The organism is Oribacterium sp. P6A1 (assembly GCF_000702885.1).
Lineage (GTDB): Bacteria > Bacillota > Clostridia > Lachnospirales > Lachnospiraceae > Oribacterium.
Window position 1 is genome coordinate 228,357 of record NZ_JNKO01000002.1, and the last position, 23,824, is coordinate 252,180.

General features: G+C 43.3%; 21 protein-coding genes and 1 pseudogene. 16 read left to right on the forward strand and 6 right to left on the reverse strand.

Annotated features, from left to right (window positions below):
- The first annotated feature begins 274 nt into the window (after window positions 1–274).
- Both T515_RS02305 and T515_RS02310 read left to right on the forward strand, forming a co-directional pair.
- Window positions 275–925 carry a 5-formyltetrahydrofolate cyclo-ligase gene (locus tag T515_RS02305; RefSeq protein WP_081832623.1) on the forward strand — a complete coding sequence of 217 codons (651 nt, stop codon included), beginning with the start codon at window positions 275–277 and terminating at the stop codon, window positions 923–925.
- A gap of 58 nt (window positions 926–983) precedes the next feature.
- Window positions 984–1,748, forward strand: a complete 765-nt coding sequence (locus tag T515_RS02310; RefSeq protein WP_036607057.1) for an NAD-dependent protein deacylase — start codon at window positions 984–986, stop codon at window positions 1,746–1,748.
- A 138-nt stretch (window positions 1,749–1,886) separates the two neighbouring features.
- Here the strand turns inward: T515_RS02310 and T515_RS18150 are convergent, their stop codons facing one another.
- Window positions 1,887–2,018 (reverse strand): hypothetical protein, encoded by a 132-nt coding sequence (locus tag T515_RS18150; RefSeq protein ID WP_278245393.1) that lies wholly within the window; start codon window positions 2,016–2,018, stop codon window positions 1,887–1,889.
- Between the two features lie 26 nt (window positions 2,019–2,044).
- A pseudogene (locus T515_RS18385) lies at window positions 2,045–2,122 on the reverse strand (NADH peroxidase); the annotation flags it as partial.
- A gap of 138 nt (window positions 2,123–2,260) precedes the next feature.
- Between T515_RS18385 and T515_RS02315 the strand changes: the two are divergent.
- Entirely contained in the window at window positions 2,261–3,469 is a 1,209-nt protein-coding gene (locus T515_RS02315; RefSeq protein WP_036607059.1) for a tyrosine-type recombinase/integrase, read from the forward strand.
- Window positions 3,470–3,557: 88 nt separating this feature from the next.
- Here T515_RS02315 and T515_RS18155 read toward each other — a convergent pair whose 3' ends face one another.
- A complete protein-coding gene (locus T515_RS18155; protein ID WP_278245394.1) occupies window positions 3,558–3,692 on the reverse strand; it encodes a hypothetical protein in 135 nt (44 codons plus the stop codon).
- Window positions 3,693–5,048: 1,356 nt separating this feature from the next.
- On the opposite strand from T515_RS18155, the gene T515_RS02320 reads away from it, so the two are divergent.
- The 3 genes from T515_RS02320 (at window position 5,049) to T515_RS02335 (ending at window position 6,861) form a co-directional block, all read left to right on the forward strand.
- Window positions 5,049–5,261 (forward strand): hypothetical protein, encoded by a 213-nt coding sequence (locus T515_RS02320; RefSeq protein ID WP_036607061.1) that lies wholly within the window; start codon window positions 5,049–5,051, stop codon window positions 5,259–5,261.
- Window positions 5,262–5,454: 193 nt separating this feature from the next.
- On the forward strand, window positions 5,455–6,048 hold the full coding sequence (locus T515_RS17835; RefSeq protein ID WP_051671346.1) for an SHOCT domain-containing protein: 594 nt from the start codon (window positions 5,455–5,457) through the stop codon (window positions 6,046–6,048).
- A 204-nt stretch (window positions 6,049–6,252) separates the two neighbouring features.
- Entirely contained in the window at window positions 6,253–6,861 is a 609-nt protein-coding gene (locus T515_RS02335; RefSeq protein WP_036607065.1) for a recombinase family protein, read from the forward strand.
- Window positions 6,862–7,028: 167 nt separating this feature from the next.
- Here the strand turns inward: T515_RS02335 and T515_RS02340 are convergent, their stop codons facing one another.
- Complete coding sequence (locus T515_RS02340; protein ID WP_036607067.1) at window positions 7,029–7,571, reverse strand: NADH peroxidase; 543 nt, start codon at window positions 7,569–7,571, stop codon at window positions 7,029–7,031.
- A gap of 49 nt (window positions 7,572–7,620) precedes the next feature.
- Entirely contained in the window at window positions 7,621–8,031 is a 411-nt protein-coding gene (locus T515_RS02345; RefSeq protein ID WP_036607069.1) for a Fur family transcriptional regulator, read from the reverse strand.
- Between the two features lie 399 nt (window positions 8,032–8,430).
- Here T515_RS02345 and rfbC point away from each other — a divergent pair, with 399 nt between their 5' ends.
- From rfbC to T515_RS02385, 8 genes are all read left to right on the forward strand, one after another.
- Entirely contained in the window at window positions 8,431–9,036 is a 606-nt protein-coding gene (gene rfbC, locus T515_RS02350) for a dTDP-4-dehydrorhamnose 3,5-epimerase (RefSeq protein ID WP_036607072.1), read from the forward strand.
- Window positions 9,037–9,080: 44 nt separating this feature from the next.
- A complete protein-coding gene (locus T515_RS02355) occupies window positions 9,081–10,058 on the forward strand; it encodes an RluA family pseudouridine synthase (protein WP_036607074.1) in 978 nt (325 codons plus the stop codon).
- 267 nt (window positions 10,059–10,325) lie between these two features.
- On the forward strand, window positions 10,326–12,416 hold the full coding sequence (locus T515_RS02360; RefSeq protein ID WP_036607076.1) for an FAD-binding protein: 2,091 nt from the start codon (window positions 10,326–10,328) through the stop codon (window positions 12,414–12,416).
- A gap of 66 nt (window positions 12,417–12,482) precedes the next feature.
- Entirely contained in the window at window positions 12,483–13,202 is a 720-nt protein-coding gene (locus T515_RS17840) for a hypothetical protein (RefSeq protein WP_051671347.1), read from the forward strand.
- Window positions 13,203–13,579: 377 nt separating this feature from the next.
- Window positions 13,580–14,095, forward strand: coding sequence for a cyclic nucleotide-binding domain-containing protein (locus tag T515_RS02370; protein WP_036607079.1), 516 nt, complete (start codon window positions 13,580–13,582; stop codon window positions 14,093–14,095).
- Window positions 14,096–14,325: 230 nt separating this feature from the next.
- A complete protein-coding gene (gpmI, locus tag T515_RS02375; RefSeq protein ID WP_036607081.1) occupies window positions 14,326–15,873 on the forward strand; it encodes a 2,3-bisphosphoglycerate-independent phosphoglycerate mutase in 1,548 nt (515 codons plus the stop codon).
- Window positions 15,874–16,094: 221 nt separating this feature from the next.
- Window positions 16,095–16,982: a DegV family protein gene (locus T515_RS02380; RefSeq protein ID WP_036607082.1), complete on the forward strand. Its 888-nt coding sequence runs from the start codon at window positions 16,095–16,097 to the stop codon at window positions 16,980–16,982.
- 75 nt (window positions 16,983–17,057) lie between these two features.
- Window positions 17,058–19,628, forward strand: a complete 2,571-nt coding sequence (locus tag T515_RS02385) for a ComEC/Rec2 family competence protein (RefSeq protein ID WP_155988237.1) — start codon at window positions 17,058–17,060, stop codon at window positions 19,626–19,628.
- A gap of 423 nt (window positions 19,629–20,051) precedes the next feature.
- Here the strand turns inward: T515_RS02385 and rpsT are convergent, their stop codons facing one another.
- Window positions 20,052–20,315 (reverse strand): 30S ribosomal protein S20, encoded by a 264-nt coding sequence (rpsT, locus tag T515_RS02390; protein WP_036607087.1) that lies wholly within the window; start codon window positions 20,313–20,315, stop codon window positions 20,052–20,054.
- Between the two features lie 218 nt (window positions 20,316–20,533).
- On the opposite strand from rpsT, the gene lepA reads away from it, so the two are divergent.
- Window positions 20,534–22,348: a translation elongation factor 4 gene (gene lepA / locus T515_RS02395; protein ID WP_081832632.1), complete on the forward strand. Its 1,815-nt coding sequence runs from the start codon at window positions 20,534–20,536 to the stop codon at window positions 22,346–22,348.
- 260 nt (window positions 22,349–22,608) lie between these two features.
- Complete coding sequence (locus T515_RS02400; protein ID WP_036607091.1) at window positions 22,609–23,634, forward strand: branched-chain amino acid aminotransferase; 1,026 nt, start codon at window positions 22,609–22,611, stop codon at window positions 23,632–23,634.
- Window positions 23,635–23,824: the final 190 nt, after the last annotated feature.

A 23,824-nucleotide genomic window follows, 5' to 3' on the forward strand; every position in this document is an offset into this window, starting at 1 on the left:
GTGAGCTAACTTCATCATCCTTTCTCGTCAGATGATTTAGTTACCTTTCGTTTATCTTCTGACTTAATAGTAACATTCGGGTCAGTCTTTGTGAATATCAAAAGTATAAGAAAACATTTTTATTTGAAATAAATAATTAATAATTAATAAAATTTAGTCATATATCAGTTTGCGGACGAAACAGCAGAAAAATGCTGTAAATGCCGGATTTCTTTACATCGGAACATGTTTAAAATCGGCTGACGTATACTGCCGGGAAGGTTATAATATCATTATGGAAAAGAAAGAGCTGCGGGAATTAATCCGCGAAAAGAACAAAAATCTTACAGAGGACTACAGAGCCAGGGCCAATGCAGGCATTGCTACACGTTTTTTACTATATCCGGTGTTTCAGCAGGTGGATTCTGTTTTCTGTTATGTGAGTATGGAGAATGAACCGGATACAAGGACCATCATAGAGACGGCATGGCAGATGGGAAAGATGGTCACGGTTCCCAGGTGCATTTCCATAAAAGAAAGCAGGATGGAGGCAGTACAGATAAAAAGCTGGGACGATCTTCAGGTGGGGACCATGGGCATACTTGAGCCAAAGCCGGGGCTTCCGGTGATAGACGGATATAAGATAGCATTGGCAGTGGTGCCCTGCGTTACGGCTGACAGATGGGGAGGAAGACTGGGACACGGAGCAGGCTTTTACGACAGATGGCTCAAGGGACAGAGCATGTATAAGTATTGTCTCTGTTATGAGGAGCTGCTTTCTGAAAAAGTGCCAACGGATCAGAATGACATAAAGATGGACAGAGTGTTTACAGAGGATAAGATCTACAATCCAAAAGCCCAGAGTGACGATTCCATACAGGAAGCCATGAAGGAAGCAGGGAACATCAGCATTATAGGCCTCATCAAGGGATTTTTTAAAAGGTAAGAGTTTTCATAGTGACTTTTAAATGACTATAGGAACCGCTTTTACAGAGGAGGAAAAAATGGACGAACAGAAGGTGTTGGAACTAAAAGAGATGATCGATAAGTCTCACAGCATTGTCTTTTTCGGAGGAGCGGGAGTATCCACCGAGAGCGGAGTGCCGGATTTCCGAAGTAAGGACGGATTATACAACCAGCATGACGTTCAGTTTGAAAAGTACAGGCCTGAGTATCTTCTCAGCCATAGCTGTCTTGTACTTGAGCCTGAGGTCTACTTTGAGTTTCACAGACAGAAAATGGATACCAGAAACATTGAACCGAACAACGCCCACAAGTATCTTGCAGCACTTGAAAAGACAGGCAAACTTAAGGCGGTGGTCACACAGAACATTGACGGACTCCATCAGAAAGCCGGCAGCAAAGAGGTCTATGAGATTCACGGAAGTGCTCTCAGGAATTACTGCATGAGCTGCGGAAAGAAATATCCTATAGATCATATATTCTGTTCCAAAGAGCCGGTGCCCCACTGTGACTGCGGAGGCATCATTCGCCCCGACATAACATTGTACGAGGAAAGCCTTCCCGAGTTAGAAGTGAAAAAGTCTGTCAATGCCATAGCTTCGGCAGATATGCTCATAATCGGCGGAACTTCCCTAACGGTATATCCTGCGGCTTCCTACATCAACTATTTTGAAGGGAAGTATCTGGTTATCATCAACAGGGATGAGCTGAGTCTCAGAAGAACGGCTCAGAATACGCTGGTGATAAACGACAAGATAGGAGAGGTATTTACCAGACTCGCAGAGCTCTCCGGGATGGATCTTTAATAGTAAAATGAAGCAGCGGTCAAGAGAGTGTTGACTGCTGCTTCGTTTTTTTAAAAGAGGGAACGGATCACTCCGTTCCCTCTCCATAAAGCTTAGATTTACATCCTCAATGTATCTGAGAAATCAACAGACCCCCAATTATCCGCTGATTTCTTTGTAATTTATATGCTTGTCCCAGAAGTAAAATCCCAGGCAAAAGACATATATGACCACTGCATAGAAGAATGTAAACGCCATCAGTTTTGTAGTGAAATCCTTGTCTTTATCCATATACACTACCTACAGAGACCGGACTATCATCCGAAGTATCTCTTGAGAAGTCCTGCAAATGCCTTGCCGTGTCTTGCCTCATCGCGAGCCATTTCATCGAATGTTCCGCTTCGCTCCACATTCGCAAATGCTTGACTTTTCGGCATTCCTTTCATTAGTGTTCAGAACACATGTGTTCCAACTAAATACAAGATTAACATAGAAAAAAGTGTCCCACAAGTGTCTTTTTGGAGGAAAAAAGCATGTCGGAACATTTTAATCTTGGAGTTTATCAACTTGATAATGGGAATTGGGCTTGGAGATTTACAAAGACAGTTAATGATAAGCGTGTAAATCGTAAGGGAACAAAAGATATTGAAGGAAATCCTTTACGCAGCCAAAAGGCAGCTATTAGAGCAAGGGAACGCGCTATGCTAGACTTTGAGGCGCAATTAAACACAAAACCTAACATACGTATGACTTTGAGTGATGTATTTAAAGAATACAGCGAACATAGCATGAAAGGGAAAGCCTATTCTACCATTAGAAAGCAAAACAGCTTATGGAAAAATCATATTTGCGAAAAGTTCGGCTCACGCTTTGTTGACGATATTAGTGTTGGAGAAATTAACGATTATCTAGCAGAACTTTACTATGTGGAAGGTCGCGCATACGGATATGTTGAAGGTTTTTTGAAAGTTTTCTATCTGCTCTTTGGTCAGGCGTATTCACACAATTATATCAATTCAGAAACATACAACAAATTATGTGTGAATAAAGATATCAGAATCACAATGCCTAAAATGAAGATTGATGAAGATACTGATATTGTGGCATTTAGTCCAGAAGAGATAAACCAACTTGACGAATATTTCAGCGGTACAAATGCGGAAACCGCGTATCTGTTAGGGCGCATGTGCGGTTTACGCATCAATGAAACTTACGGCATCAAATGGCAAAATGTAGACTTAGATAAAGGTACGATTATTATTGATAGGCAAATGCAGTATCAAGACGGATTGATAAAGCTTGTATCACTAAAAACAAGAAATGCGCGACGCACTATTTATTTAAACGATAAAATAAAGCAGCATTTGCAGCAGGCATGGCAGCAGAGATTAGATGCCGAAAAAAATCAAAAGGATTTACGCAAACAGAACCAAACTATCATTACCGATATTGACGGGGAATTGATTTCAAGTACAGAATTAGTCAACTGCCTGCCGAATGGAAAAATCCAGACCGTAAATTCTATGAAATTCCATTCCCGCACTTTAAAGGAAAAGGGAATCAATTTCAAATATCATTTTCTGAGACATACTTACGGAACACAGCTTGCAAACATGAATACACCGACACACATTCTTTGTAACCAGATGGGACACGCAAGCGGCAAGGTAACAGAACGCTATTATCTTGCAGTATCTAAAGCAGGAATTGATATCCTCTTGAAAAATATCAACCACATGTAAAGCATAAGAACTAAAGAACGGCAACGGCAACAGACGGCAGCAGAACATAAAAAATAGAGCGGGACTCGTTTTCCCGCTCTTTAGTATTTCAAAAGTTAAAATCTCCTTCTGCTGCCATAATATCATCGATAGGATATTCTATTTGTAAATCATTCCACAGATAGTGATACATGTTATCCAGAAGCACAAGCATCTTGCTGTATGCTGTTCTATCCTTATCCATAGTCATATTAGTCCAAACCTATGTAAGGCTTTCAATCATTTCGTTTTCTGTCATTTTGAAGTGTCCTTTCTTAGAATATGAATTTCTCAACAGCGGGAGAAGCTTGCTTCTCCTGCTGCTTATTTATATTATTATTTTTATTATTTATATTTATTTCTCTGCTATCAGCCGTGCTTTTCTGTACATCATACGTTTTTGCGGCAACGCAAAAAGTATCATCTTCAAAGAACAAACCGTTATCCGTGTGCTATACATCATCACGCGTCACGTTTTGAGGCCGTTCATGAAATTCATAATGATTATGTCCTTTATCTACCAGATATCCTTTATCTAAAAGCTTCAAAAATTGGTCTCGATAAGTTTGAGGTGGCATTCCCACAGCCTGCCGTATGGCAGCAGGAGAAAGTGCAAGCGCATAGCCATCAGCATTTGATGCAAAGTACATATAAAGCAATAAAGCATGTGCGCCTAAATCACGTGCCGCAGCCTACCAATTAGAATTTTTGATACCTAAGAAGTCAGAAGTGGCGCGTTCTCTGTGAACATAAACTGTTCTTTGATTTGCTACAGTTCGAGGCATTATAATATACTCCTTTATCTTTAATAAGGCAGCAGCACACAGAACGGCGGCCGCTGCCCATAGTTATTTTTAATTTTTTCCTAGACGGTCAATTGCTTTATTCAATTCGTCAATTTGATTGACTATATCTGTAACGTCAACAGTACCGCTGATTCTATCAATAACTCTTGACGCAATTTCTTCTATTAACTGTTCTCGTTCCTATTGGTCAAGTAACCTCTGATGTATCATTTCACGCTAAAATGCAAGTGTTAATGCAGCGTCACCGCTTTTTACAAGAGCATTCAGCACCGCTTGATAAAATCCATTTGACATTTTCGCCATTGGTCTTTCCTCCTTTCTTTATTTTTCTATATTTATAATACAAAATATTTTTATAAAAATCGAATAAGGGCATTTTGTCGCAGCATCGCAAACATTCGTAGTACATGGGGGCGGTATAATGCGGGAAAAGCTTGGTTTTGTACTCCTATCCAAGTTTTGCGTGACCAAGCGCGACACCATGAGTTATATTGCCACACCGTTACCCGTTGCATGTATATGCATGTCAATTTGATGCATTACGCGTGTTTTTGATGAAAAAACGTAGCAATTTACAGCAATCGCAATGAAATGCATGATTTTTGTGCAAAATCGCTAAAATCACACATATTATCATTGCTTTGCATGTGATATTGACGATTTGTGCGTAAAAAAATATAATTATTATATCGATGTAACGCAACGCAATACAATGCGCTTGTTTTAATAGTTTTGCTTTTAGAAAGGAGCGAAATATGAGGATTATTTTAGACACCGATAAAAAAACAATCACTGTACCTTGGAATTATGCTGACAAACTTAAAGAACTTAACCGCATAATAAAGGATGGCGGCGGAACTAAGCAGTATGATTTCAAGTCCTACCTCAAAGAAACTTGGGATTTTTGCATGTCAAATACAGATGAGCATCTGAAGGTAGCAGATAAGCCTGTTCGGAATACAAAATAATGGGCGCGCCGCGTGTAACGCCGCAAGAAATAGTTGAAATGCACCGCCTTTATTCAGAACTTGGCAATTATGCTGCTGTTGGAAGGAAGATGGGGCGAAGTGGTTCAACTGTCGCGCGGTACATCAAAATGAAAGGTACACCTAATATTGTAAAGCATACATTTTCCGAAATTGTTAGACGAGGGGGTAAATAATGGTTCATACGTTTGATGAAATCATTGGTCTATTGGGCCAAACAATGGGATATACTCCAGATTTCAATGAAAAGCTCGGAAAAACCCTTAGAGGACATATTGAATTAGCTGTTAATTACTTGGATAGTGATGAAGAGACTCTTGCGGTTGCAAATTGTCAACCTCTTCAAAGGAGGAACGCTCCAGATATTATAGGATGCGTTGTTATCTTTACAACTAAACGGATTTTACTTTGCGGAGGCACGAGTACTTTAACAAACAGTTTATCTTGTACATCAATTCTAATTGATAATGTATCTTCCATAAATCCCAGTAAAGGATTTTTACTAGGAAGCGTACAAATAGAAACAATCGGAAATGATGATATAAGAATGCTAAACTTGAAGAAAGAAGAAGTTGATAGAATTACAAAAAAATTCACGGATGCACTTAAAATTGCAAAAGAAAAAATAAAAGAAAATTCAGTAACAACAATTATACATAAAGAAGCTTCGGCGGCAGATGAAATCTTAAAGTTCAAGGGGCTGCTAGATGCTGGTATTATTACTCAAGAGGAATTTAACGCAAAAAAGAACCAATTGCTTGGGTTGTAATTATATTAAAAGCGGGACGCGAGTCCCGCTTTTACTTTGCCTGTTCGCAAGAGTACACCTTTACAAACACGTGAAAACAATGCGTTTTTCTCGTTCGTAAAATATATTTTTGTATTTACGAATATATTCGTATAATGTATTGACATTTACGAACACTTTTGACACAATACGAACATAGAAATATGAAAGAGAGGAACGCGCCACATGGAAAGCCGCACATACTATTATGCAAGAGTATCAAGCAAAGACCAGAATCTTGACAGACAAATTGCAGCATTCACCGCTCTTGGAGCGTCAGAACGCGATATAATAGCCGATAAAGAAAGCGGCAAGGATTTAGACCGCGCAGGATATCAAGCCCTTAAAAATGCAATTCTAAGGCGTGGTGACACGTTAGTTGTGAAATCACTTGACAGACTTTCAAGAAACAAAACAGATATCCATAATGAGTTACAGTATTTCAAGGAAAACGGCATTCGAGTAAAGGTCATCGATTTACCAACAACAATGATGGATTTACCAGAAGGTCAAGAATGGGTTTTTGAGATGGTAAACAACATTTTGATAGAAGTGTTGGGAACTATCGCAGAACAGGAACGCACAACGATAAAACAGCGACAGGCCGAAGGAATCGCAGCAGCAAAACAGAACGGCAAGCGTTTAGGGCGTCCCGCACTTGAATTTCCTAATAATTGGAATGAAGTTTATTCCTCTTGGAAGGCAGGTGAAATCACAGCTAAAAAAGCAATGGAACTAACCGACACAAAGCGCACTAGCTTTTATAAGTTGGTTCAAATATCAGAGCAACAGTAACAGTAAATTTAGGACACTTTTTTCAAGGACACATTTTTCTATCCTAATGGAACGGGAGCAGGCAGCAGGACACCGCAAAAGACACATGTGCGGCAGCAGGACATAAAAATAGAGGGAATGGATTTCTCCCTTCCCTCTTGGAAATGCTTGATTTACAAGGCTTTATATTAGCCGAAGTATCTCTTCAGGAGTCCTGCAAATGCCTTGCCGTGTCTTGCCTCATCGCGAGCCATTTCATGAACGGTATCATGAATAGCATCGAGGTTTAACTTCTTGGCTCTCGTAGCAAGATCAACCTTACCTGCTGTAGCTCCATTTTCGGCCTTAACGCGAACTGTCAGATTCTCCTTGGTTGATGCGGAAACGCACTCACCGAGAAGCTCTGCGAACTTTGCTGCATGCTCAGCCTCTTCAAATGCAGCTGTCTTGTAGTACTCGCCCACCTCAGGGTATCCCTCGCGGAAAGCAGCTCTTGACATGGCAAGATACATACCGACTTCTGTGCACTCAGCTTCAAAGTTTGAACGAAGATCTGCCTTGATATCTTCAGGAGCGTCAGCAGCAACACCGATAACGTGCTCTGCAGCCCATGTCATCTCACCTGACTGCTCAACGAACTTTGATGCAGGCGCCTTACAAAGAGGACATGCCTCCGGTGGTGTGTCACCCTCATGAACGTATCCGCATACTGAACAAACCCATGTCTTCATACTAGAAATCTCCTTTTCTTTTATTTAGCGTCTTTGACGCTTATCGACGTTATAATCTGTCATCATCCCGGACTGAAAGTTTTTCCGCAGCTTTGCACTCATCACATATACCATGAAATACAAGATCATGACCGGTGATCTTTCCTGATATATATTGAGAAGCGGCTTCGTCCAATGTTTCTGCCACCTGCATGGGCACATCGATTACTTTCCCGCAGAAATCACACACGAAATGATAATGGGGATTAAGCTTATGCTCGAAATGATCCGCCCCCGAAACGAAAGTCAGTCTTCTGATAGACCCGTTCTGTGCAAGCAGCTTCAGGTTACGATAAACTGTGGCAAGACTGATAGTGGGATCCTTTTCTCTGAGTTCTGAATAAATCACATCCGCAGTGGGATGATCAATATGGCAGCTGAGTTGTTCCAGAACCTCTTCTCTTTGTCTTGAATAATTCATCCATAACTCTCCATCTAAAATGATAACAATTATTAATTTATTTCCACTCTAGTCCTGATAACATGTTTAGTCAATAGTTATCGAAAAAATATTTCGCGATATTCCGAAAAATAAAAGTTAGTTTTTGCTAACAAGGCAGGTACAGGGTAAAACATATTAATATAATATTGAGAATTCCCTGTATAGAATGTGAATTGCTGAAACACCCGGCTTTTTACTGTACATCCTATGTCGAAATCAGCATTGCAGCAGATAAAAATCCTATGTATTGGTCCGCTTATGTTCTGCCGGTGCCGCAATAAATAAAACTCTGATATGGCATTTTTTGTTTTATCGTTCTATAATGGTTCAGTCTGTTTGACAGACACAGTTTGTACGTTTACGTTTTAAGGAGAAAATATGGGACAGATAAAAGTAACAAAGGCTCCTATCGAAGGCCTTTATGTTATCGAACCAACAGTTCACGGCGACAGCCGCGGATATTTCATGGAAACATATAATCAGAATGATATGCACGATGCTGGTCTTGATATGGTATTCGTTCAGGATAACCAGTCCATGTCCACAAAGGGAGTTCTCCGCGGACTTCATTTCCAGAAGGAGTTCCCCCAGGGCAAGCTTGTTCGTGTCATCAAGGGTTCTGTTTATGATGTAGCTGTTGATCTTCGTCAGGGCTCAAAGACCTACGGTCAGTATTTCGGTGTTGAGCTTACCGAGGAGAATAAGAAGCAGTTCTATATTTCAGAGGGCTTCGCTCATGGTTTCCTTGTTCTTTCGGATGTTGCCGAGTTCTGCTACAAGGTGACAGATTTTTATCATCCGGGAGACGAGGGCGGTCTTGCATGGAATGATCCTGAGATAAACATCCAGTGGCCTACTCTCACGGGCGAGTATAAGGGCAATGCTTCTGCCGAGGGATATACTCTTTCTGACGGAACACCTCTTAATCTCTCAGATAAGGATCAGAAGTGGCTTGGTCTCAAGGATACCTTCCATTTTGAATGAGCTTAATGAGATTCAAAAGATACACATCGGGATGAATTATTTTAATGTCTAAAAATCTAAGAGTAATCACCTATATAATTCCTGAAAGCTTCCGCGGTAAAACCGTGGAGGCTTTTCTTCGTTCCGAAGGTTTTTCAAAAAACGTAATCTATCACCTGAGGAATACCGGCACAGTTGTGCAGCCCGCAGACATTGACGGACTGCTGCTGAATGACAGGAAGACATGGCTCAGGCAGACGCTGGAAGAAGGAGATGTACTTCGCTGCAACATTCTGGAAACAGAGGACAGTCCAAATGTGACTGAATCCGAGATTCCCCTTTCCATAGTTTATGAGGATCAGGATCTGATGGTCATAAACAAGCCGTCAGATATGCCTATTCACCCTTCAATAGGGCATCATGAGAATACCCTTGCCAATGCCCTTTCCTGGTACACTCATCACAAACTTGGGTTTGATACCTATGTGAATCGTGTGATAAACCGTCTGGACAAGAACACCAGCGGTCTTTTGATCTCTGCAAAGAATATGCTTTCTGCAGCAAAGCTTGGAGATATGGTCAGAGAACGTTCCGTTCACAGGGAATATCTTGCGATCTGTCAGGGGGATGCAGGAGATCTCATGCCAATGTACCCTGCCGTAACAGAGGGCTTTGATATCACGATTTCTGCTCCGATTGCAAGAAAGGAAGAATCGGTGGTGGAACGTATAGTGGATTTTGACAGGGGGGATGATGCGGTCACTCATGTTAAGGTGCTGTCATACGACAGTGAAAAGGATCTTTCTCTTCTTCGTATAAAGCTTGAGACCGGGCGAACCCATCAGATTCGTGTCCATATGAAGTATGCAGGTCATCCCCTTACAGGAGATTTTTTGTATAATCCGGATTTCGAATTCATGGAGAGACAGGCTCTGCATTCGTATAAACTTGAATTCAATCATCCCATAACGGGAGAAAAGCTCAGTTTCGCTGCGTCGCTTCCGGAAGATATGCGGAGATTGTTCCCGGGCTTTATAATATAAGTTCTGTATCAGCTTCATGGGATGTAATGCGAGGGACGGATTACATCCCATGAAGCTGATTTCTTTATTTGGTGCGATTAAAAACAAGAGAAATATCGTAACAAGTTATCTGATTTTAAGCTTATGTCAAACGAATATTATAAAATGATTAAAAAAACTAAAAAGCAATAGGAAAACATTACTTTTTTAGATATAATGTATAAACGTTATCGATGGGATTATAAATTCCTATTATAATATTTTGCAGATATCTTGGGAGGATATTTTATGTCAGAAAAACTTACGAGAAGAGACTTTCTCAAGGGAATCAGTGCAACTGCAGTAATCGCAGGCTTAGGTTCTCTTACAGCATGTACAGCAGGAGATACTCCTGAGGCAACAACAGCTGCCGCAACAACAGCCGCTGCCGCAGAAACAACAGCTGCAGCAGCCGAGACAGCCGCAGCAGGAGCTGCCATCTACACACCCGGTACTTATACAGCCGGAGCTGATGGAATCAGCTCAAAGGTTACAGTTACCATGACTTTTGATGAGACATCCATCACAGAGGTAAAGATCAATGCTGATGGTGAGACACCATCAATCGGAGGCGCTGCTGTTCCTGATCTTGAGAAGGCTCTTATGGATGCACAGGCAGCAGAGTTCGATGCTGTTTCAGGCGCAACTATCACATCAGATGCCGTTAAGAAGGCAGCTGCAAACTGTATTGCACAGGCAAAGGGCGAGGCTGTTGCAGCAACAGGCGATCTTATTCCGACAGGTTCCGATGAGGACTGGCTTGGCGAGGAGCCTATAGTTGACGATGCAGACGTTAAGGAGACAGTTGATACAGATATCCTTATTGTTGGTGCAGGTAATGCAGGTATGATGGCAGCAGCTTATGCAGCATCAAAGGGACTTAACTTCCGTGTGATCGAGCAGAATGCTGTTGTTCAGGATACACGTCACTGGTACGGAGCTATCAACAGTTCAGCAGCAAAGGCAGCCGGTTCATCTGTTGATAAGAAGAAGCTTCTTTCCGAGATCAGCCGTTATGCATCCGGAAAGTGCGATCAGAGAGTAGTAAAGGTATGGCTTGATGAGTCTGCAGCTATGCATGACTTCGTAGCAGGTATTCTTGAGAATGAGCCATACAACTGGAAGTGCGATTTCACATCAGGTGAGGAGGCACGTTGGCCGGACAGCGATGAGAATACAACATTTGTATTCCCTGAGCAGGAGCACAACTACAGAGCATCAGAGTCTGAGTATGGAATGCAGAGAAATGAAGTATTCCTCGAGGTTATCCAGAAGGCAGGATATGATGTAGACTTCAAGACTGCTCTTGTAAAGCTTGAGAAGGATGATACAGGCAGAGTAACAGGCGTTATCGCTCAGAAGACAGAGTCCGGAGACCTTGTTCGTTACAATGCAAAGGATGGTGTACTTCTTGCCTGTGGCGGATATCCCGGCAACCCATTCATGATGGAGCAGCTTGATCCTCTTGGAACATCTGTTACAACAGCATGTTCTTTCAGCCCTGCTGATAAGGGTTACGGAATCCGTGCAGCGGTTTGGGCAGGTGCACACCTTGATGCAGAGTCAGCTCCTATGCTCTTTGACCGTGGTCTCGTAGCTCCGGGTGTTGATTCCGGATATGTTGAGAGTCCGTCATCATTTGCAGGAAAGGCGTTCCCGGGAACTGTAAGACAGTACAATCCCGGAACACAGCCATTCCTTAAGGTAAACCGTCACGGTGTTCGTTTCGCTAATGAGTCAAGCCCATACAACGATATCGTTTATGCAGCAGCTCATCAGCCTGGTCATGTTTATGCCCAGATCATGGATGCCAACTACATGGAGGATATAAAGAGATTCCATACTATCGGATGTTCAGCTCAGTCAAGAAACATCCCCGGTTATGTAGACAAGCAGCTTGAGCAGTACGGAGAAGAGGGCGAGGGCCTTATCTTTAAGGCTGACACAATCGAGGAGCTTGCTGACAAGCTTGGTTTCAAGGATGAGGACAAGGAGAACTTCCTTGCTACAGTTGAGCGTTACAATGAGCTCTATGACAAGCAGGAGGATGAGGATTTCGGTAAGATGAAGGTTCGTCTTTCAGCTATCAAGACAGCTCCTTTCTACGGATGCTGGCTTGGAGCATCTCTCCTTACAACAGAGCAGGGTATCTCAATCAACGAGAAGACACAGGCTCTTGATGCAGAGAACAATGCAATTCCTGGTCTCTACATCGGCGGTGATATGTCAGGTTCTTTCTTCGCAAACAACTATCCTTGCCTTATGGCCGGAATCGCTTGCGGACGTACACTTACATTCGCTATGAAGTCCATTAAGGAAATGGCAGGTATCGAAGAGTAATTCGGAATACTTTTTAAAGTCAGGGCGTCCGGTTTCCGGACGCCTTTTCTAAAAGGGAGGTTAAAATTGAGAAGTAAAACTATAAAGCTTTTGCTTGCGGTTGCAGCACTTTCTGCGGTTTGTGCCATGACGTCCATGGCGGGTCAGTGGTTAAAGGCCGGAGACTATTGGTGCTATCAGGATGATAACGGAGATTTTGTAAAGAATCGCTGGGTTGGCAATTATTATTTAGGAAGTGACGGTATCATGCTCACAAATACCTACACACCGGACGGTTACTATGTTGGAACGGACGGATGCTGGGATGGCAGAGGAGCGAATCTTTCAGCTGTGGAGAATCCTGTCAGCTCCCTCGGACTGACTATTTACAATTCTCCTGTGGTAAATGATGAAATAAATTATGGAGAGAAAACTCTGAGCTATAACGGCAGGGCAGTACAGATCATAGAGAGCAGGGATAATGTAATTCATGATTGCGGAACATACTATGAGATTCCGAATGCTGTTGTGGAAGGCGCTGTTTTTGACCAGTACGGTGAGCATGGATATGAGACTATAGCATCAGGCCCCATCTATGTGAGAAAGAGTGCTACAGTGGATTTTTATGATTACAATACAGGTGCCAGTTCCATTAAGACAGCAGAACAGATATACCTGATGTATGGTTCCCTTTATCAGGGATCACTTTACTGGTCAGAGAGTCCGTCCCTTTGTACTATAGGATGTGCGACGGAAGTGGATGCCGATGGATTTATCACAAAGCTGTCGGTTCATGAATTTGAATAATGGTGATTCAATTAAAGGAAGGCTTAGGGGGCCTTCCTTTTTATATTCGTGAAATTGATGAAAAAATATATATACAAAAATAAGAACCTCGAATCAATGAAGCACACGCCATTTCATCTACCGTTCTTATCTACACGACGTCTGGGATTTGTGAAGCACTCGCCACATCTCCTTCAACTGACTTAATTGTATCAAATAAAATACACATGCGCAAGCAAAAACAAAATAAAAAGAAATTTCCGTTCTGCAGTTAATCGATACGAAAAAATGATGCATTTTTAAGAAAAAAAGAAAATAATTTCTAGTTTAAAATAGTGTTAAAATCTATACATGGAGCATGTAAGAAAGCTTTTTCAGACTGAGAGAGGAAATGATGTATGGGAAATGAGGGGAATGGCGGAAATATGAAGCGTTTTAAGGACGGGGATGTGATATTTCATGAAAATCAGACCGACCCGTATATGTACAAGGTACTGAAGGGTAAGGTGGCTCTCTATGTAAGTTTCGGGGAGGAACATGAGAATATCCTGGGAGTCCTTAGTGAGGGCAAATTTTTTGGGGAGGTTTCCATGCTTACAGGAAAACCTCAGGTGTATACTGCAGTTGCCATCGAGGACTCATTGCTTCTCAGGGTAGGTGAAGATCAGCTTGAGCAGTTTCTTAGTGACAATCGCAGCAATATGGTTGGGATGATACGCAGTATGGCACAGGTCATAGTTACCCAGAACATGAACATTTCCCTTCTTATGGAGGACATGAATGAGATAATAAAGCAGATACCGAAAGAGACAAAACTGGATCCTCAGATAGAGATGAAGATAAGGCAGTATCAGCTTAGATACATCGAGAAGTGCGGTTCACCTGAGATGTATCTGATGAATGAGAAGGTTTGATTTAAGGTATCGGATACAGAATTGTATATTTTTTAACAAAGTTTGCCCCGGGTAATTGACGCTCCGGGGCATTTGTAATAAACTGATGTGAGGTTCAGGTGCCTCTGTGACTGGCAGATATTTTACCCGGGGTACCGGACCGGAGTATCAAAAGCGAGTGGGATAAACATTGACACCCGCATTATACTTATAGTTTTTATTTATATGTATTTTATAGAAGGATGGTTACTATGACAGATAAGAAACCTGTAGTACTACTGATACTTGATGGTTACGGAATAAATCCGAATCCTGAGGGAAATGCCATCGCTATGGCTAACACTCCTGTTATGGATAAGCTTCAGGCCGAGTATCCCTTTGTTCAGGGACAGGCATCAGGCCTTTACGTAGGTCTTCCCGACGGACAGATGGGTAATTCAGAGGTCGGACACATGAACATGGGCGCAGGCCGTATTATTTATCAGGATCTCACCAGGATAACAAAGTCTATTCAGGACGGGGATTTCTACACAAACCCGGCACTTCTCAGTGCAGTTGAGAACTGTAAGAAGAACGATTCAGCACTTAACATGTTCGGTCTTGTTTCCGACGGTGGTGTACATTCACATATAGAGCACATCTACGGTATTCTTGAACTTGCAAAGAGAAACGGTCTTAAGAAGGTTTACCTTTATGCATTCCTTGACGGCCGTGATACACCGCCTGATTCAGGAAAGAGCTTTCTTGTTCAGGTTGAGGAGAAGATGGCAGAGCTTGGCGTGGGTGAGATCGCTATGATTTCGGGACGTTACTATGCTATGGACCGTGACAAGAACTATGACAGAGTGGTTAAGGCATATGATGCTATGACAAAGGGAGAGGGAGACAAGGCTCCTTCAGCATTTAAGGCTATACAGCAGTCCTATGACAAGGATGTTCTCGATGAGTTCGTTGTTCCATGCGTTATCGAGAAGGATGGAAAGCCTGTACATGTGATTGAGGACGGAGATTCCTGCATCTTCTACAATTTCCGCCCGGACCGTGCACGTGAGATGACTCACTGCTTCTGTGATGATGAATTCGATTTCTTTGAGAGAGGAAAGAGACTTGATACAAAGTTCGTTTGTTTCACAGATTATGATCCGACCATCCCGAACAAGGAGATCGCTTTCCCTAAGCAGTCCATTTCAAAGACTCTCGGAGAGTATGTTTCATCCCTTGGACTTAAGCAGCTTCGTATCGCAGAGACAGAGAAGTATGCACATGTAACATTCTTCTTTAACGGCGGTGTCGAGGAACCGAATGAGGGAGAAGACAGGGTTCTCGTTCCTTCACCTAAGGACGTTCCTACTTATGATCTTAAGCCTCAGATGTCATGCCCGGAGGTTTGTGAGAAGCTTTGTGATGCCATAAAGTCAGAAAAGTATGACATGATCATCGCCAACTTTGCAAATCCCGATATGGTCGGACATACAGGAGTTATCCCATCCGCTGTAAAGGCTATTGAGGTTGTTGATGAGGCTGTGGGCAAGGTTGTTGACGCTCTTAAGGAAGCCGGCGGACAGATGATCATCTGCGCGGATCACGGTAATGCTGACATGATGATCAATTATGAGACAGGTGAGCCGTGGACAGCCCATACAACAAATCCTGTTCCGTTCATGCTAATCAATTCAAATCCTGACTGGAAGCTTCGTGAGGGTGGTGCCCTTTGCGATCTTGCTCCTACACTTCTTCAGATGATGGGTATCGAGCAGCCGGAGGAAATGACAGGAAAATCTCTTATTGCAGAAAAGTGAATATTATAGTATTATTTTAGGGTTACGTTTGAGCTATAAACGTTGTTTATAATACTAAATATAAGAGCGGGTGTTTCGTGAGAGGCATCCGCTTCGCCTATAAGATGCTTTTTTTGAAAGTGGCGGGTCACAAGAGACTTGTCATGGATTGCAGTTCTTCGTAAAATATGATTTATTGAGCATAAAAGGACTGACATTAGGAACGATAAGAGGTGTAGTTTATGAGAATTGGGGTTTCAACAGACTCCGGAAGCGGTATTACACAGGAAGAAGGCATGAAGCTGGGGATACGTGTGGTTCCCATGCCATTCCGCATAGATGGACAGGAATATTTTGAGGGTGTAAACATTACCAGAGAGGAATTCTTTGAGAAGCTTCAGGATGATTGTGATGTTGCAACGTCCCAGCCAAGTCCCGAGGATGTAATGAAGGTATGGGATGAGCTTCTGGAGACCTGCGACCAGGTGGTGCATATTCCGCTCACATCAGGACTTTCGGGTTCGACACAGACTGCTATGATGCTGAGTCATGAGGATAAATATGAAGGAAAGGTATTTGTTCCTGATGACAAGGGAGTTTCCGTTACTCAGAGACAGTACTGCATCTTTGCCAATGAGCTTGCTGAAAAGGGCTATGACGGACAGGCTATCTGTGACATCATAAATCGTGAGTCTGAGAGCAACCAGATCTATATCGGAGTTGATACCCTGAAGTATCTTAAGAAGGGCGGACGTATAACTCCTGTTGCGGCTGCCATAGGAACTCTGCTTCATATCAAGCCTGTTCTTGGTATTACATACGGAGGAAAGCTTGATTCCTACACCAAGGTAAGAACTACAAAGCAGGTCAGAGAGTCTATCATCAGGGGACTCAAGAACGAGCTTTCAGAGCGTCTCGGTGACAAGGATATGAACAACTGCTATGTCTGCGTTGCCTATACTGACAATCCTGAGCAGGCAGAGGCCTTTGCGGAGGAAATCAAGACTGAATTTCCGGACCGTCTCAATGCTGAGATCATTGTGGCACCGCTGTCACTTCTTATCAGCTGCCATATCGGTCAGAACGGTCTTGGAGCCGCTGTTATAGAGCGTCCGGAGGAACTAAAGTAAAATACAAAACCCGGCTGTGTGGATGATATAAAAGATCCTTGCAGCCGGGTTTTCTTTCTGTTACGATATAAACCTATGAATTATAAAAGACCTATGCTTCTGATTGCGTTGGTGTTCGTACTTGGAGTGTGTGTAACGGCAGTTGATGCGGGGGTCTGTTTCAGAACAGCTGCGGGAGTTCTTTTCTGCGGAATCATTTTCCATGGATGCAAAAGTAAAAGGCTGAGTAGGGGTGCAGGCGCACTTCTTTTTGTAGTGCTGCTTCTTGGGGTGCTAAGGTACGGATATGAGTTTTACGGTATGGAGACTCACAAAAGCACTATAGAAGAGTTCGGTGAGCAGAATGTGGTTCTGAGAGGCATAGTGGAGAGCTTCAGTGTTTCGGATAAAAATGACAGGCTGGTAATAAGGAACGGAAAGCTTTCCAATGCCTATGGCAGGGCAGAGACATTGGCAACGGATGCGCCTGAGGAGCTGAAAAGGCGATATGACAGAGATGTGGGAAGAGTCATGGTGTACCTGAAAAGGGGAGGAGCTGAGACATCCCTGAGACCTGAGGGAGATTCGGGAGGCAGTGGCGAAGCCGGTCCGGAAGGATTGTTTCATTCTGACGAGGTGCCGGAAGGAAAAGGCCCCTATCCCGGGGAGGCTGTGGAAGTATACGGGAAGATGATTGCTTCCGAGGCCCCTCACAATGAGGGGGAGTTTGATTTCGGACTTTACTACAGATCTGTGGGAATAAGCGGCTCCATGTACGGTGAAAGGCTGGAAGTGACAGGTGGAGAGCCGGAGCCTTTCGAAACGGGACTTCAGAAGATAAGGATGAGAGTGTGCGGAATCCTTGATGAAATAACGGAAGAAGAGGATTCAGGGATATACAAGGCCCTTCTTGCGGGAGAAAAGTCCTTTATGGATAAGGAAATAAGAGAGCTGTATCAGAGGAACGGAATAGCCCACATACTGGCGGTTTCCGGTCTTCATTTATCCATAATCGGAGCCGGATTTCATGAACTTTTGCGAAAGCTTGGCGCAGGAAAGAAGCCGGCAGGGGTAGCTGCTTCCGTCCTGGTGATCAGCTACGGAATATTTACAGGGAGCTCCGGATCTGCCATGAGGGCAGTGATTATGCTCCTGATGAAATTTCTGGGTGATGCCATTGGCAGGAGCTACGATATGCTGACTGCCCTTTCACTTGCCTGTCTGATACTTGTGGTGGAGGAACCCTATATCATATTTTCCTCAGGGTTTCAGCTTAGCTTCATGGCGGTTCTGTCCCTGGGAATAGGTTTAGAGCTTCCCCGTCCAAAGAACGAAGTTCTGAACGGTATCTATATGTCTTTGGTTTTACAGATATGCACATTGCCGCCGGTTTTATATCATTTTTTCAGATTTCCGGCTTATGGGATTTTTCTTAATTTTATTGTCCTTCCCTTCATGGGCTGTGTTATATACAGCGGGTTCCTTGCCGTGGCGGTTTCTGTGCTGTCCGTAACCCTCAGTATGGCGGCAATAGGCTCAGGGCACTATATACTCGGATTCTATACTGAACTTTGCAGAAAGATATCTGAAATTCCATATGCTTCACTTTTGCTGGGAAGACCTGCGGAAGCCGGCATCATATTATATTATTCCGTTATTTTTGGTACAGTGATGATTGTCCTCTTTCTTAAGGATATGAAAAAGAAGGATTTTCTTAAAGGAGGATGGGCAAAGCTATACAGATATATGCCGATGATATCCGGAATTGTTATCCTTATTGCTGTTTATGGACTGATACCCGGAAGTCCCGGGGGGCTTGAAATTACCGTTTTGGATGTGGGACAGGGAGACGGAAGCATCATAAGGTGCGATGGCCTGGTTATAACCGTGGACGGAGGTTCCAGCTCGGAGAAAAAGCTGGCGGAGAACAGGCTGATACCGTATCTTCAATCACAGGCAATTGATGTAATAGACGCTGCATTCATAACGCACTGCGATTCGGATCATTACAGTGGAATCCTGGATATACTTGAGGGAGAAAATGAGCTGTGTGTGAAAGAACTTTTTCTGCCCCCTTCTGCGGTGAAGGACAAGAGGTATGACAAGATACGGGCTGCTTCTGCAAAGAAAGGTACAAAGGTAGGATATTTCGGGGCCGGCAGCGTGCTGGAAACAGAGCGGCTTATGATTTCGGGACTTTATCCTCCGGATGATGAATATATTTCCGAGGCTAACAGCCATTCCATAGGTATGCTTCTCTTATATGGGGATTTTAACATGCTTTTCACCGGAGATATGGATAAAGAATGCGAATTTAAGATGCTTGAATATATGGAACAGATGAACATAAAAGGGGAGACAAAGAAATATGGTGCGTATGAAGATGATGGAGGAGTACATGGAGATGATGTTTTCGATATTGATGTTCTTAAACTCGGGCATCATGGCAGTTCTACTTCCACATCTTTTGAGCTGTTGGAAAGAATGAGACCGGAGTATGGGATCATAAGCTATGGACGGGACAACGATTACGGGCATCCCCATAAAGAAACATTGGAGATACTGAAGGAATTCGGAACAGAGCCTGTTGAAACCGCTAAGACGGGAGAAATACGAATAGTGAGTGATGGGGAGGGGTATGAAATATATTATCCCATGAGAAAATGAGCCAGGGGCATAAAGTCCTGCCCATGGCTATGTGCTGAGCGCTTGTGCCATGGGGCCTGAATAAAAAAGTGCATAAAGTCCTACGCATGGCTTCGCGCTGACGCGCTTGTACCATGGGGGGCTGAATAAAAAAGTGCATAAAGCCCCACGCATGACTTCGCTGACGCTTTCGTCATGCTGCAGAAATTCGGAATCCGGCCTGTCGGCCTACTTCCTCATTTCTGTTAGCGTCGCTAAAACAAATACGTCCTTGAACGCAAGCGTTCAGTCCGTTTTTGTTTTGCGACAGGGCTTTATGCACTAAAAAAACCAGCGGTGGGTCAACCGCTGGTCTTTGTGAGTAACGTTACTTACAAAGTTTTTTATTTCAAGAACGACTTGAAAAGCAGAAATCCTGATCAAAGATTTCCGGATCATAGTATATTAGTTCATTGCATCAACAGCCTTATAAAGCTTAGCAACCTTTCTTGAAGCGTTGTTTGACTTAAGAACGCCCTTGCTGTGAGCCATGCTGATCTTCTTCTGAGCCATCTTAAGAGCATCCTGAGCCTTAGCCTTATCACCAGCCTCTACTGCTGCGTATACTCTCTTGATGTATGTCTTAACTTCTGAACGAATTGACTTGTTACGCTCATATCTTGTAGCTGCAACAAGGATTCTCTTCTTAGCGGATTTAATGTTTGCCATTGGAAATATCTCCTTTCATAATGATATCAATATCTTTTTTATGCTGTTTTCAAATACCGGACACGGACAGTTTGAAAACACGCTCAACTATCATATATAAAAGCCATAATCGTGTCAAGAGAATAAAATGATTATGTTGGCAAAAAGTGTCACAATATGATAGTATATTTGCACAAAAACGAAGAAATAAAATTAAAATAGGAAAAAAGATGGCAGATATTAAAAACATTGATCAGTCAAAAATCAGAAACTTCTGTATCATAGCTCATATCGATCATGGTAAGTCGACATTGGCAGACCGTATCATCGAGATGACGGGTACACTTACCGAAAGAGAGATGCAGTCCCAGGTCCTCGATAACATGGATATCGAGAGAGAACGCGGAATCACCATCAAGTCTCAGACCACAAGAGTCATATATACCGCAAAGGATGGCGAGGAGTATATCTTCAATCTTATCGACACACCGGGGCATGTAGACTTTAACTATGAGGTATCCCGTGCCCTTGCGGCCTGTGACGGTGCCATACTTATAGTTGATGCCACACAGGGTATTCAGGCCCAGACCCTGGCCAATACTTACCTTGCGCTTGATCATGATCTGGAGATACTTCCGGTTATCAATAAGATAGACCTTCCATCCGCAGATCCTGACCGTGTTGCTGAAGAGGTTGAGGATGTCATCGGAATCGAGGCCATGGACGCGCCGAGGATTTCAGCCAAGACAGGTGAAAATGTTCAGGATGTTCTTGAGGCGCTGGTCAAGAAGCTTCCTGCCCCCGAGGGCTCACCGGAAAATCCTCTTCAGGCCCTCATCTTTGACTCTCTTTACGACAACTACCGCGGAGTTATCATTTTCTGTCGCGTAAAGGAGGGTACAGTCAAGGTGGGAACACGAATCAGGCTCATGGCAAGTAAGGCTGAGTTCGATGTTACGGAGGTTGGCTATTTCGCGCCGGGAAGATTTATTCCGTGTGAGGAGCTGACAGCGGGAATGGTTGGATACATTACCGCATCCATCAAGGATATCCGTGAGACCCGTGTCGGTGATACCGTTACCGATGCAAATCGCCCTGCGGACAAACCCCTTCCGGGATACAAGAAGGTCCAGTCCATGGTTTACTGCGGAATCTATCCTGCGGACACCATGAGATACCCTGATCTGAGGGACGCTCTTGAAAAGCTTCAGTTAAATGATGCGGCTCTTCAGTATGAGCCTGAGACCTCACAGGCCCTTGGCTTTGGTTTCCGATGCGGTTTCCTGGGACTTCTTCATCTTGATGTGGTTCAGGAACGTCTGGAAAGAGAGTACAATCTTGACCTCGTAACCACAGCACCGTCGGTTGTCTACCACATATATAAGACAGACGGCACCATGATAGAGCTTTCCAATCCGGCAAACCTTCCGGATCCTTCCGAAATAGATCATATGGAGGAGCCTGTAGTAGAGGCGGAGATCATGGTCACACCTGAGTTTATGGGTTCTATCATGACTCTCTGTCAGGAACGTCGTGGTGTATACAAGAGTACTGAGTATATTGAGGCAAACAGAGCCATACTTAAGTATGATATGCCGCTTAATGAGATCATTTACGACTTCTTCGATGCCATTAAGTCACGTTCAAAAGGATATGCTTCTTTCGATTATGAACTTAAGGGTTATCAGACCAGTAAGATGGTGAAGCTGGATATCCTTGTAAACAAGCAGATAATAGATGCTTTGAGCTTTATCGTTCATGCGGATTCAGCCTATGAGCGTGGAAAGAAGATGTGTGAGAAGCTAAAGAACGAGATTCCGCGTCAGCTGTTCGAGATTCCTATTCAGGCGGCTATAGGCGGACATGTACAGGCCAGAGAGACGGTCAAGGCACTTCGTAAGGACGTTCTTGCAAAGTGCTACGGCGGTGATATCTCACGTAAGAAGAAACTTCTGGAAAAGCAGAAGGAAGGTAAGCGCAGGATGCGTCAGTTCGGTAATGTTGAGATTCCCCAGAGCGCATTCATGTCTGTACTTAAGCTGGATTCTGAATAAAAAATATTATGGAGACCATTCCGCTATGCGGGGTGGTCTTTTTTCACGATAAAGCCGTCAAACGTTCTCCTGGACGTTGGCCGTCACAGATTAGAGATTTCGATATAACTTTTGGTGAAAACAGAAAATGATAAAATCATAATAGGTTATGGCTTGTATAAGAATATTATGTATTTTCTTTCGTTGAAAAGGTTTTTTTTTGAGACTATACTTGTGGAAACGGACGACGTTAAGGGGCGTCGTGAAAGGAGAATATTAACATGGCTAAAAAGGACCTTGATTGGGCAAATATAGGTTTTGCTTATCACGTAACAGATAAGAGATATGTTTCTAATTATAAAGACGGTAAGTGGGATGAAGGAAAACTCGTTGATGATCCGAACGTGACGCTTAATGAGTCTGCATGTGTGCTCCAGTACTGCCAGCAGGTATTTGAAGGTCTGAAGGCATATACATGGGAGGATGGTTCGGTTGTATGTTTTCGTCCGGACCTCAATGCTGACAGAATTTACGAATCAGCTCAGAGAATTGAGATGCCTCCGTTCCCTAAGGATAAGTTTATCGATGCGGTGGATCAGGTTGTTAAGGCCAATATTGACTGGGTACCTCCATATGGTTCGGGAGCATCTCTTTATCTTAGACCTTATGAGTTTGGAACAGGCGTTGTTATCGGTGTAAAGCCTGCTACAGAGTATCAGTTCAGGATCTTTACAACTCCGGTTGGCCCATACTACAAGGGCGGTGCTACTCCTATCGCTATTCTTGTGTCCGATTTTGACAGAGCGGCTCCTCGCGGAACAGGTGCTGTAAAGGCAGGACTTAATTATGCCATGAGTCTTCATTCCTCTGTTCTTGCACATCAGGCAGGCTATGCAGAGAATCTCTATCTTGATCCTGCAACAAGAAGCTATGTTGAAGAGACAGGCGGTTCCAATGCTATCTTCGTTGATGCGGATGGCAGGCTTGTGGTTCCCAAGTCACCTTCTATTCTTCCTTCCATCACAAGACGCTCAATTGTTTATATAGCTGAGCATTATCTGCATCTTACAGTTGATGAAAGACCTGTTAAGTTCGAAGAGATCAAGGGCTTCAAGGAGTGTGGTCTTTGCGGAACAGCTGCGGTTATTTCTCCTGTTGGACGTATCGTGAACGGAGAAGAGGAAATTCTTCTTCCGTCAGGTATGGAGAAGGCCGGAGAAGTTATCGGTGAGCTTTACAGCACTATCACCGGAATCCAGAGCGGAAAGATCGAGGCTCCGGAAGGTTGGATTCACCACGTTTGCTGATCTTTCTGACGGGATTTTCCGGGGCACTTTGGAGACTCTGACCGGAGATTCGGGAGAACACGATATACATCACTTAAATAAAACGGACCTGCCGCATTGCGGCAGGTCTTTTGCTGTCCTGATAAAATTTGAAGTTTTTGTATGACTGTGATAAATTAAATTGCCGCAAAGTGACATACTTAATATAGTG